Genomic DNA, 10,248 nt, shown 5'->3' with positions numbered 1-10,248 from the left:
GGTGACGGGGAAGCCGAACCCCGAGGGGTCGCGCAGGAACTTCACGAAGCCCTTGGTCGCCAGCACGCTGAGGCGCTCACGGATCGTGTGCTTGCTGCCCAGACCGCCCCGGTTCTCGAAGGTCTCGGCGAACTGCATGGCGGTATAGAGGCGCTCGCCCGCCGCCTCATCCAGCAGCATGCCGAGGATGACGTCGTGCTTGCGCAGCCGTTCGGCATCGAGTTTGGCACCGACCTCCTTGCGCACCAGGCGCTCGTTCATCGGGTTCAGCTCGACCCATTCGCCCTTCACCTTGTCGATGAGCTTGCCCGGTAGCGCGGGGCCATTCCGGAGTTCGATTTCCAGCCTGCGGACGCTGCTGTCCTCGTCGGGCCGGTGCATGAGCAGCCCCGAGGTATAGAAGCCGCGCAGCGCGCTGGCGCCGGAGAGGGCGAGGAAGGGATCGTCCTTGACCTGGTGCTTGCTGGCCTTGCGGGTGTGATGGGCGAGGATGACGCCCGCGTCCGAATTGACCGTCTCGCGCAGGAGCTCCACCCGGTCCTTCAGGAAGAACATCATGGCGGTATTGTCGTTCTCGCCGCCCCCCTCAGGTCCGCCATTGAAGAGGTTGCGGATCGGGTCGATGACAATGATGTCGGGCGGCGCGTCGGGGAGTGCGGCCCGGATCGCCTCGGCCACGCGGGCGACGCCCTCCGCGTCCAGCAGCAGCTTCAGCTTCGGCGTGGCGATGAAGGTGTCGCGCGCGGCGGCGATCACGGCGGCGGGCAGCGCGATCTGCTGCATGCGTTCGCGCAGGTAGTGATACTGGATCTCTGCCTGCAGGTAGAACACGCGCAGCGGCCGGGGCGGCGTGAAGCCGAGGAACGGCACGCCAGCGGCCATGTGCACGAGCCAGGAGATCAGGAAGTCGCTCTTGCCGACCTTGGGCGCCCCGCCCAGCACAAGGAGCCCGCCAGGGGTCAGCACGCGCGGGCCGATGATGTCCTCGGGCATCGGACTGGTGTCGTCGAGGAGCGCGCCTAGGCTGAAGGTCGGCAGCGGGCTGGTCGGGGCATCGGCGTGGGCCGCGCGCAGGAGCGGCGGGCCGTTGCGCTTCACATGCAGCGCCCAGAGACGTTCGGATTCGGCCTGCAGCCGATCGAGCGGCCACGATGGGCGCAGCATGGCGGCGTTGTAGCCGCAGATCGCCTCCCAGCCTGCGAAGGGGTCGAGGCGGCCCTCGTGCACCAGGCGCACGTAATGGCCGATGGCGGCACTGGCCCCCTGGAACCGAGACCAGTCGTCAACCGCGCCTTCGCGCACCGGCGTGGTGAGCACCGCGTCGATGCCGGGCTTCGCGGTCGGCGCGGCAACGTCGCTGGCGAAGCCTACGCCTGGCAGCGGCGGCATCTCGGCGACCTTTTCGGCGAAATCCGCAAGGTCCACCTCGACGTCGCGATGTTCGCGGATCTGCACGAGGCGCTGGTGGCCGTGCTTGTGATAGACGGTGCCCGGCACCCGGATCGGCTGGTGCGCCGAGCGGAAATGCGTGTCGCCGCCGACCTTCACGGCGATCTCGCCGCGCAGGCGACAGAGGGTGGCGAGGTCGTCGCCCTCGGCCGGCTCGGTCAGTTTCCACCAGACATGGAGCTTCGCCGCACCCTCGGGCGTGCGCCCACCGCTTTCGATGATGAGCGTGGGCGGGCCGAGGTGGCGGGTGACATGGTCCAGCTTGGCCGGGATGTCGCCCGCATCGAGATCGACGACGATGGCCTGCATTTGCAGCACATCGGCGGCGCGGGCCTGGCCCTGTTCCTCGACCGTGCCGGGAATGACATAGACGGCGGCACCTTCGCGATTCGCCCATCCGGCGAAGGTTGCGAGTTTCTCGGGCGCGGTGTCGTCGGCCGGGATCCAGATGTTGTGCGGCTTGCCGTCCCGGCCCTGACCCTTGTCGACGAAGCCCCGGAGCGGGATCAGCCCCTCACACCAGCTGAATACGGTTTCGAGGAAGACGGCGATCTGCTCGGGGTCGGGGTCGCAGCCGAACGGGTTCTCGGACGGCGGCCCGTCGTTGAAGTCCTTCCACGGGTTGAAGTGCAGGATGCCGTCGTCGCTCATGCCGGCAGCCCCCAGCAGCGCTCGGACCACGGACAGAAGCGGCATTCGAAGAAGTCGGGTGTGGTGGCGACGCGTGGCAGAAGCTCGCCCGCATCGGTCGCCTGCAAGATCCGCACGCCCCGGTCGGACATGCGCTGTGCGAGATCGGCGTCAAAGGGCACCAGTTCGTGGTGCATCTAGGCCGTGTCCTTGTTGATCGCGGTGAAGAGCGCGGCCGCGGCCGAAATGCCGGGGACCGTCCCCTCCATGTAGGCCTGGTAGAGCGCGATCTGGGCGGCGTAGACCGGCTTCGACCTGGTCACGCCGTCCTTGACGCAGGCGCGCCAGTTCTTCGCGTTCATCGTCTTGCATTCCCAGAGGGCAGGAATAGCAAGCTCGAAGCCCTCGGGGCTTGCAGCGAAGATGCCGTCGACATGACCGCGGATGCGCCCGCCCGCGACCGAGAACCCGAACTGGCCGCCATCGGGCCGGTTGCCCTTGCGGGTGTAGAGGTCGAAGCCCGCGCCGCGCAGCCAGGCGACGGCCAGATCCTCGAGCGCGTGGCCGATGGCGAAGATGCGCAGCGACTGGCCGCTGAAGTCCTGGCCTTCGTCCTTCGGCGTCGCCGTGAACTCGAACTGCAGCGCCCGCTCGCAGGCATGGCCGAGGCGCGAGCCGCCGAGATAGTCGCGGGGTGGCCGCGTCGCCTGATCGGCGGTGAGCGCATGGTCGACAGCGGCATTGACCAAGTCGGCGAAGCTGGGGCGATGATTGTAATCGAGGGTCAAAACGGCACCTCCGGCGTCTGCGCCCGGGCGATGTCGGACATGGCCTCGCGGAAGCCCTCGACGGCTTCCTCGATCAGTGCGCGCACCTGCGCCTCGGTCAGGTCGGCGAGCGGGGTGGCCCAGCCGATCTCGTCCATCAGCAGCGCCACGCGCTTCATGGTGGCGGTGATCGCGGCGCGCTCTTCCTCGGTCAGGTCAACCATGGCGAAACGCTCCCTGGCCAAGCGCGTCCAGAAGGACTGGCAGGGCATCGAGCAGAACCAGACCGATGGCCGGCGCCGCTTCGACCGGTGCGGATCGAACCAGCCAAAACCACGGGTGGGTTGCCGGCAGACAGCACAGAGCGTTCCACGCGGATGCCAGAGCCGCCGCCGCTCCTCCGCCGTGATGGGGGTGATGGAGGCCATCGGTCATGCCGCCCTCCGTTCGGGCCGGGCGGCCGTGTCGATCAGCTGGCGGATGACGCGCTTGTTGAAGCCGAAGGTCATCAGCGCCGAGGCGCGGTAGCGCGTCAGGCCGAAGTCATGGCGGCACTCAGGCGGCAGGTACTGCAGCTGCTTTTCGGTCGGCGGCTGGCGTAGCCAGGACCGGGTCTTGAAGGCGCTCTCGTCGGTCTCGTGCGTGTTCAGCCAGTCGTCGGCCTGCGCGAGGCAGACCGTGCGCTCGCCGACGCCCAGCAGATGCGGGCGTTCGCCCTTCGCACCGCCGATCGCGTACCAGACCCCGTCCAGCCAGAAGATGCCGCCCCAGGCCGCGAAGCCCGTGGCCATCAGCGCGTCGTCCGTGCCGTAGAGGTCGACCCACGCGAAGCTGGACCGCTTCAGCAGGTCGATCTCGGTCATCATGAAGCCCGAGAGCGGCGCGGCGTCCCCACCTTCGCCCGCATCCAGATCCTCACGCGGGAACGCCTCGCCGCAGAGCGGGCATTCGGTGGCGGCCAGCGGGATGTCGGCGCCGCAGCCGGGGCAGGATTTCGTCGGGGCTTCACCAACCTCGGTCTGGCCGTCGAGATCGACATCCTGTTCCAGCGTGCCGTGGATCAGGCTCGACGTCCCGAAATCCAGCACGACGCAGTCGGTCTTGACGATGCCGGGGTGTTCCTCGGGATCGACGGTGCGCAGCCCGCGCCCGACCATCTGGATCATGGTGGACTTGTAGGAGCTGGGCCGCAGCAGCACGACGCAGGAGGTGGGCGGATGGTCCCAGCCCTCCGTCAGCACCGCCACGTTGACGATGACGCGGATGTCGCTCGCCGCGTAGTCGGCGAGGATCGCCTTGCGGGTCTCGGCCGCCAGATCGCCGTGGATCAGCGCGGCGGAAACGCCCGCCGCCCTGAAGGCGTCGGTGACGTGTTCGGCATGGGCGACGGTGGAGCAGAACACCACGGTCTGCCGGTCAGCCGCCTTCTCCTTCCAGTGGCGGATCACCTCGTCGGTGACGGGGGCGCGGTCCATGATGCCCGCCACTTCCGCCATGTCGAAATCCGACATGGTCTTGCGGACCGAGCGCAACTCGTCCTGCACGCCGACGTCGATCACGAAGGTGCGCGGCGGCACCAGATGACCCGAGGCGATCAACTCGCCCAACCGCACCTGGTCGGCCACGTTGTCGAAGACCTCGCGCAGGCCCTTCCTGTCGCCCCGGTTCGGCGTCGCCGTGACCCCGAAGATGCGGGCGTCAGGATTGGCTTCGCGCACCCGGTCGATGATCCGGCGATAGCTGTCGGCGACGGCATGGTGCGCCTCGTCGACAACCAGCAGGTCGAGGCGCGGCATGTCGGCGAGGTTCGAAGCCCGCGCCAGCGTCGGCACCATGGCGAAGGCGACCTGGCCGCCCCAGGACTTCTCCGTGGCGTCGATCACCGAGGTGGCGACGCCCGGCACCACGCGCTGGAACTTGGCGCGGTTCTGCGCGGTCAGCTCATCGCGATGGGCGAGCACGCAGGCCTTGGCCCCGTCGCCGATCATCTCGCCGGTGACCGCCGAGAGCATGATGGTCTTGCCCGCGCCGGTGGGCGCCACGCCCAGCGTGTTGCCGCGGGAAGCGAGCGCAGCCACGCTGCGCTCGACGAAGGTCTTCTGGCGGGGGCGCAGGCGCATGGCCGGTCTCCCCTTACTGCGCCCAGCTCGGCCGACCGGCGGCGCCGGGGGCGGACGCGGGCTGGCTGGGCTGGGTGGCCGTGGTGGGCTGCTGCGGGGCGTGGCCCTGCGCCGGGGCGGCGGTGAACTGCGGCGCGACCGCGCCCATCAGCGCGGCGTAATCGCGATGATCGGGGGTGACCGCGGCGCGGATCTCGTTCTTGTCCTCGCCGTTGGTGTCGGTGCCGATGTCGATGCGCGCGATGAACTCGACGCCGTCGAGATCGCCGAACCCGTTGATGCGGCGGCGGACCTGCGCCTCGGGCGAGTTGTCCTTGTCCGACACGCCGCGCGCCGAGTTGAGGATGCCGCGGATCAGGCCGCGCCCCATGTTGGCCCAGTCCGGGCCCTTCGGGCTGTAGAGGCCGATCAGCGACCAGACCTTGCGCCGGGCATAGGGCCCCTCGAGCACCGTGTATTCGGCGTCGAGATAGACGGCGCCGGTGGCGGCGCGGCGCGCCCAGCCGCCGGTCCAGCCCTGCGAGGGGTCGTCGAAACCGCCCGGGCGGAGGGTCAAACGCACTTTAGCGAGCGTGCCCTTGGGCATGACATTTGCGTTGGATTGCGCGGAGTTGAAGTCGTTCCAGGGTCCGGACATTGCGCGGCTCCTTTCAGTTGGAGGTTGGGACGCGCAGCGGCGTCAGAAGGAGAAAGCCACCCCGGCGACCGGATCGGGACACCGGGCATGGCGAGATGCGCTCAGCCATGGCCGGGCTCCTGCGCGGGGGCGGGATCGTCGGACGTCACCGGCGGCCAGGTCAGGCGTTCGGAGGCAGGCGCCGCGGGGCGCTGGATCTTCTCCATCAGCCGGCCAAGATGCGGGCCCTCGACCCTGTCGAGACGACCGGAGCGGTCCTTGGCGGGATAGCCCCAGGGGTTCAGCGTCTGGCAGACGAAGGCGCGCTGCGGTTGGCCGTTGGCATCGGCGATGTCGGCCATGGTGATGACCTGATCGACGATCCCCGGCAGCTCGAGCCCGGTCTTCGAGCCGTCGATCTGCGGCTGGAAGACCTTGCGGTTGAAGTCGTCGAGCCGCTCGTCGAGGATGCCCACGAACCAGACATGCTTGCCGCGCGTGTGCTGCAGGTGGGTCAGCCACCCGATCATCTCGCGGCCATGTAGCCCATAGGCGCCGCGGATGTCGGGCTTGCCGGTCTTCTCGGAGAACGCCTCGGGCTGGCCGCAGCACCATTGGAAGCAGAGACGACCGGCCACGGTGATCGAGTCGATGAAGACGGTCTCGTATTTTCCGATCACCGCCGGATCGCCGTAGCGCCCGCAGACCTCGTCGAAATGCGCCTGGCTGTAGGGCTGGTCCTCGCGCAGCGCCGGGTTCGGCCCGCCGATGAACACGGCGAAGTCGCGGCATTCCTTCCAGGTGCGGGGCCGGAGCGTGTCGATCTCCAGCCCCTCGACCGCCAGGTCGCCAGCCTCGAGGTCGAGGAAGAGCGTGGTCGAGGCGTTCAGCGTCCAGAGCAGGCTGGTCTTGCCGATGCCGGACCGGCCGAAGATGACGCCCTTGATGCCCTTGCGCTGCGCGAGCCGCTCATCGGCGCCGATGATGGGAAGGGCCATCACTGGCCCTCCTTCTTCATCACCGCAGTGGCGGCGCGATCTGCGCCGATGCACCCCGCCTCGCGGGCGAGCTTGTAGAGCCGCTTCAGCGCGTCGGCGCGGCGGTAGGCGGCCATGCTCTCGCGCTCCGCCTCCACGATCGCGAAGGCGATCTCGTCCACGGTCGCCTCGACGACCGGCAACGGCTCGCGCGGCTCGACACCGGCGCGCTGCGGGAAGGCGATGGTTTCGGGGAGGTCTTCGAGGGCGTAGCTCGCCTTGCGAAGACGGGTGATGTCGTCCGGCTGGTCCGGCATGGCGGTTCTCCTTGGGATGATGTGATCGAGGAGGCGCATCACGCGGCCTCGCGGACGTCGGGCGCGGGCTCGGCGACGTAGATCGCCAGCAGCGGCGTCCCGTCGGCATGGGTGCCGGCGTCCTCGATCTGATAGTTGCGGTTGGGCTCGCAGACCTCGGTCAGTTCCCAGCGGCGATAGAGCCCCGGAAGACGCCTGAAATCCTCGAGCGACAGATCGGCAGTGCGGTTCATGCGTGTCTGCTTTCGGTTGGAGGGAAGGCGCTCGGGGCGCTCGAATGGAAAAAGCCACCGGCGGGACCGGATCGGGACATCGGTTCAGGGGATTTCCTGGAGGGCGTCGTTCAGCCGGCGCATCGCGCGCTGGTACCGCTTGCGAGCGGCGGCCTCGGTCAGCCCCAGTTCGACGGCGACCTCGGCTTGCGAGAAACCCTCGATCGCCACGCGGATCACCAGCAGGGCGTCGTCGCCGAGCAGTTTCCGAACGGCGTCGTTCAGCCGTGCGTACCCGGTTGCGCCGATCCCGCTGTCGCCGCTGTCCGCCACCTCGTCGGGATCGGCGCCGCTGGCGAGATGTTCGCGCGCCGTGTCGCGCTGGCGCACGCGGATCATGTCGCGCTCGACATTGCGCAGGACCGTGGCCGCGATCCAGTTGACGCGCCCGAGGTCGAGGCCGCGGACCGCCTCGGTGGTGCGCGCCAGCACGTCGGACGCGATCTCATCGGCAGTGCCGAGCCTGCGCCAGATCGATCGGCGGCGGATGGCGTCGAGGCCGGGCCAGAGCGCCAGCAGCAGCAACGTCAGCGCACAGTCGGACGCGGGCCCGTCGCCCTGCGCCGCTCTGACGAGCGCGGAGAGGATCAGGTTCTTCTGGCCCTGATCGCCGGTCGTGCCGTGCAGCCCGTCCAGCAGGGCCGCCGGATCCCGGAACGGTGTGAGGGCAGCCTGCGCACGCCGGACGGCGTCGAAACTGCGCTGGAAGTGAAGGTTGGAAGAAGAATGCATGAGGTGATCACGGATCTCGTGCCACGCGATAGACATCGGACGCCTGCCTTGCGGCCAGGCGTCCGGCGCCTTCTCGTGGCCAGGTCAGGACGTCGCGCGTCTCTGCGATTTCAGGGGGTTGGGTGAATGCGGGCGTCAGCGCGCGGGGGCGGTCGCGTTGTTCAGCGTGCCGCAGCCGCGGCAGGTGGCCTGCACCGGGAAGCCCACGAGATACTCGTGCCCCCGCGCGAAGCGCAGGTGCATGCGGCCGTCCCGGCAGACGCCGAGCAGCTTCTCACAGCGCGTGCAGCGCCATTCCGAGTTGTGGGTGGTGGGCTTGGTCTTCGCGGCGCCGGACCAACTCGTCTGGGGCCAGCTGTTCCCTGCAGAGCAGACCCGGATCGTGCAGTTGCTGGTGCGCCGGGTCACCGTGACGTCTGAGGGGCTGGTGATCGATGTCCGGACCGACGGCGTCTCGGGCGTCATGCGCGACATGATGGCGCCACTAAAGAAGGTGGCGGCGGAATGATGAAACTCGACGAGTCCATCCAGATCTTCGTGCCGCTCAAGGTCCGCAAGCAGAACGGGCGGCCGAAGATCATGCCGCCCTCGACCTATCTGCCCAGCGAAGACCGGACGCAGGATCCGCATATCCTGCGCGCCATCGGCCGGGCGTGGGGCTGGCGGCGGCGCATGGAGGCTGGCGAGTTCAACACGGTCACCGATCTGGCGAAAGCCGTAGGGCTTGCCGAACGCCATGTCAGCCGACAGCTCCGGCTCGCCTACCTCGCGCCGGGGGTCCTCAAGCGCTTGGTCTACAAGCGCGAGGTGCCCGCCGTGACCCTGTTGAAACTGACCGATGTCGCGGCCCTGCCATGGCACGAACAGCCGGAGCGGGTGTTCGACTGAGCCTCAGTGAAAGCTCGCCTGAAACGTCGTCGCGGTCAGGGAGACATGCGCGTCCAGCGGCGGATGCAACTCGAACGCCTTCGGCTCGCGTGAGAAGTTCCAGAGCCGGAACAGACGCCATTCCGACCTGCGCTCCTCGGCCACGGCCAGTTCGTTGCGGGTGATGTGGAAGGGCGTGCGCTCCCATCCGTTCGTCGTCTTGACCTCGATTAGCCGGGGCAGACCGTCCGGGGCGAAACTCGCAATGTCGTAGCCCGCGCCGTCGCCATCCTCCTCCGACACCCAGCGCACCTTGCGCGCCAGATCGTCCCGTCCTGCCGAGCGTAGAGACGCCCGTTCATGCGCAAGCACTCGCTCCTCGCCCGCGCGGCCGAGGGCCCGGTTGCGCTCGTCCCGGCCCGCGACGTCGAACTTGCGGGCAATGTGCAGCATCTGGTCCAGTTCCTGCGGCGGCGGCTGGTTCGACAGCGTGGGCGGCGGCCCGATCCAGATCTGCGCCGCCTCGCGTAGGCCAGCGGCGGTTTGCAGCCCCGGTTGGCGCCCGAGCCAGGCCGGGTTCAGCGCCAGCCACCGCGCCACGGCATCCACCAAGGTCATCTGAAAATTGAACGCGGGCTTGTAGCCGGGGATCCAGTCCTCGCCGAGCCCCTTCAGCACCGCGCTAATGTTCTGGTGCTTGAACTCGACGGACCCCTCGGACCGGTCGTTCAGCAGCGGCAGGAATGCGCGGCGGTGTTCGGCCTTGCTGTAGCGGCGCGCGGAGATGTCGTCGGCCAGCATCGCGAAGTAATCCGCGACGATCAGGTCGTTCTCTTCATCTGTCCACGCCCCGTTCGACATTGCGCCAGGCTACGGACGCGAAGTGTGTTTGTCATCAGAGACTTCCGGCAGGGTCCTGGCTCGCTTCGAACGCTGCCGCCTGACTTGGAGATCGGCCGCTACGAAGCCGCCTCCCGACCGTCCTGCGCCTTCGTGTCGGTCTCCGTCACCGGATTATCTCGCGAACGGGACGACCCGATGAACCCGGCAACCCGTTGGAATTTCGAGGATGTTTTGCGCCGCCCTATGGTCGTCGAGGGGCGCTCGAAGAGAGACGCAGGCCATTCGGAGACCCGTTCTGCGTCAAGCGCCCAGTCTCCGAAGGGCGGACGGCCCTGCCAACGCCCTTTGAAACAAAAAGAAAAAAGGCCCCAATCGGGGCCCTTGGACGGATTCAGTATCTGAATGTGGCGGAGCGAGAGGGATTCGAACCCTCGAGACGGTCTCCCGCCTACACACTTTCCAGGCGTGCGCCTTCGACCACTCGGCCACCGCTCCGTGTCGGTCCGTCTAGCCCGCCCGGGCGGCGGGTGCAAGTCAGAGCTTGGAGATGCGCTTCTGGAGTTCGGCCAGTTGGCGGCGGATATCGGCCATGTCTTGCGGGTCGTCGCCCGCCGGGTCGGCACGGCCGCCGGTTTCGCTGGCTGCGGGCGCTGCGGCG

Annotated in this window: 13 protein-coding genes and 1 tRNA gene; 2 read left to right on the top strand and 12 right to left on the bottom strand. The window is 68.4% G+C overall.

Annotation, left to right across the window (positions count from 1 at the left end):
• The 10 genes from ACU0DV_RS24840 to ACU0DV_RS24795 all read right to left on the bottom strand — a co-directional run.
• A partial coding sequence (locus tag ACU0DV_RS24840) for an AAA family ATPase (RefSeq protein ID WP_446273617.1) occupies positions 1 to 2,100 on the bottom strand: 2,100 nt, incomplete at its 3' end.
• The gene (locus ACU0DV_RS24835; protein WP_446236229.1) at positions 2,097 to 2,276 is read right to left on the bottom strand and encodes a hypothetical protein; all 180 of its coding nucleotides are present in this window, start codon (positions 2,274 to 2,276) and stop codon (positions 2,097 to 2,099) included. The genes ACU0DV_RS24835 and ACU0DV_RS24840, both read right to left, overlap by 4 nt.
• On the bottom strand, positions 2,277 to 2,867 hold the full coding sequence (locus tag ACU0DV_RS24830) for a hypothetical protein (protein ID WP_446236228.1): 591 nt from the start codon (positions 2,865 to 2,867) through the stop codon (positions 2,277 to 2,279).
• Positions 2,864 to 3,274: a DUF6511 domain-containing protein gene (locus ACU0DV_RS24825; protein ID WP_446236227.1), complete on the bottom strand. Its 411-nt coding sequence runs from the start codon at positions 3,272 to 3,274 to the stop codon at positions 2,864 to 2,866. The genes ACU0DV_RS24830 and ACU0DV_RS24825 overlap by 4 nt, the downstream gene beginning before the upstream one ends.
• A gap of 3 nt (positions 3,275 to 3,277) precedes the next feature.
• On the bottom strand, positions 3,278 to 4,966 hold the full coding sequence (locus ACU0DV_RS24820; RefSeq protein WP_446236226.1) for a DEAD/DEAH box helicase: 1,689 nt from the start codon (positions 4,964 to 4,966) through the stop codon (positions 3,278 to 3,280).
• A gap of 13 nt (positions 4,967 to 4,979) precedes the next feature.
• Positions 4,980 to 5,603, bottom strand: coding sequence for a hypothetical protein (locus ACU0DV_RS24815; RefSeq protein WP_446236225.1), 624 nt, complete (start codon positions 5,601 to 5,603; stop codon positions 4,980 to 4,982).
• A gap of 101 nt (positions 5,604 to 5,704) precedes the next feature.
• A complete protein-coding gene (locus ACU0DV_RS24810) occupies positions 5,705 to 6,580 on the bottom strand; it encodes an ATP-binding protein (RefSeq protein WP_446236224.1) in 876 nt (291 codons plus the stop codon).
• Positions 6,580 to 6,915, bottom strand: a complete 336-nt coding sequence (locus ACU0DV_RS24805; RefSeq protein WP_446273616.1) for a hypothetical protein — start codon at positions 6,913 to 6,915, stop codon at positions 6,580 to 6,582. Before ACU0DV_RS24805 ends, ACU0DV_RS24810 begins: the two co-directional genes overlap by 1 nt.
• A complete protein-coding gene (locus tag ACU0DV_RS24800) occupies positions 6,915 to 7,109 on the bottom strand; it encodes a hypothetical protein (protein ID WP_090734972.1) in 195 nt (64 codons plus the stop codon). The genes ACU0DV_RS24805 and ACU0DV_RS24800 overlap by 1 nt, the downstream gene beginning before the upstream one ends.
• An 84-nt stretch (positions 7,110 to 7,193) precedes the next feature.
• Positions 7,194 to 7,916: an RNA polymerase sigma factor gene (locus tag ACU0DV_RS24795; protein ID WP_446236222.1), complete on the bottom strand. Its 723-nt coding sequence runs from the start codon at positions 7,914 to 7,916 to the stop codon at positions 7,194 to 7,196.
• Between the two features lie 247 nt (positions 7,917 to 8,163).
• Between ACU0DV_RS24795 and ACU0DV_RS24790 the strand changes: the two genes are divergently transcribed.
• On the top strand, positions 8,164 to 8,388 hold the full coding sequence (locus ACU0DV_RS24790; RefSeq protein ID WP_446273615.1) for a hypothetical protein: 225 nt from the start codon (positions 8,164 to 8,166) through the stop codon (positions 8,386 to 8,388).
• Positions 8,385 to 8,768, top strand: a complete 384-nt coding sequence (locus tag ACU0DV_RS24785; protein WP_446236220.1) for a hypothetical protein — start codon at positions 8,385 to 8,387, stop codon at positions 8,766 to 8,768. Before ACU0DV_RS24790 ends, ACU0DV_RS24785 begins: the two co-directional genes overlap by 4 nt.
• A gap of 3 nt (positions 8,769 to 8,771) precedes the next feature.
• Here the strand turns inward: ACU0DV_RS24785 and ACU0DV_RS24780 are convergent, their stop codons facing one another.
• Together ACU0DV_RS24780 and ACU0DV_RS24775 are read right to left on the bottom strand one after the other, a co-directional pair.
• Complete coding sequence (locus tag ACU0DV_RS24780) at positions 8,772 to 9,608, bottom strand: DUF3883 domain-containing protein (RefSeq protein WP_446236219.1); 837 nt, start codon at positions 9,606 to 9,608, stop codon at positions 8,772 to 8,774.
• 387 nt (positions 9,609 to 9,995) lie between these two features.
• Positions 9,996 to 10,085, bottom strand: a tRNA-Ser gene (locus tag ACU0DV_RS24775).
• Positions 10,086 to 10,248 lie beyond the last annotated feature (163 nt).

Source organism: Sagittula sp., assembly GCF_052825245.1.
The sequence above is the reverse complement of the archived record's forward strand: the minus strand, read 5'-3'. Positions and strand labels throughout refer to the sequence as shown.

What these genes read in the sequence shown, in the direction of transcription:
- ACU0DV_RS24835 (WP_446236229.1), bottom strand. Translation starts at nt 2,276, where the DNA reads ATGCACCACGAACTGGTGCCCTTTGACGCCGATCTCGCACAGCGCATG.
- ACU0DV_RS24825 (WP_446236227.1), bottom strand. Translation starts at nt 3,274, where the DNA reads ATGGCCTCCATCACCCCCATCACGGCGGAGGAGCGGCGGCGGCTCTGG.
- ACU0DV_RS24820 (WP_446236226.1), bottom strand. Translation starts at nt 4,966, where the DNA reads ATGCGCCTGCGCCCCCGCCAGAAGACCTTCGTCGAGCGCAGCGTGGCT.
- ACU0DV_RS24815 (WP_446236225.1), bottom strand. Translation starts at nt 5,603, where the DNA reads ATGTCCGGACCCTGGAACGACTTCAACTCCGCGCAATCCAACGCAAAT.
- ACU0DV_RS24810 (WP_446236224.1), bottom strand. Translation starts at nt 6,580, where the DNA reads ATGGCCCTTCCCATCATCGGCGCCGATGAGCGGCTCGCGCAGCGCAAG.
- ACU0DV_RS24805 (WP_446273616.1), bottom strand. Translation starts at nt 6,915, where the DNA reads ATGCGCCTCCTCGATCACATCATCCCAAGGAGAACCGCCATGCCGGAC.
- ACU0DV_RS24800 (WP_090734972.1), bottom strand. Translation starts at nt 7,109, where the DNA reads ATGAACCGCACTGCCGATCTGTCGCTCGAGGATTTCAGGCGTCTTCCG.
- ACU0DV_RS24795 (WP_446236222.1), bottom strand. Translation starts at nt 7,916, where the DNA reads ATGTCTATCGCGTGGCACGAGATCCGTGATCACCTCATGCATTCTTCT.
- ACU0DV_RS24785 (WP_446236220.1), top strand. Translation starts at nt 8,385, where the DNA reads ATGATGAAACTCGACGAGTCCATCCAGATCTTCGTGCCGCTCAAGGTC.
- ACU0DV_RS24780 (WP_446236219.1), bottom strand. Translation starts at nt 9,608, where the DNA reads ATGTCGAACGGGGCGTGGACAGATGAAGAGAACGACCTGATCGTCGCG.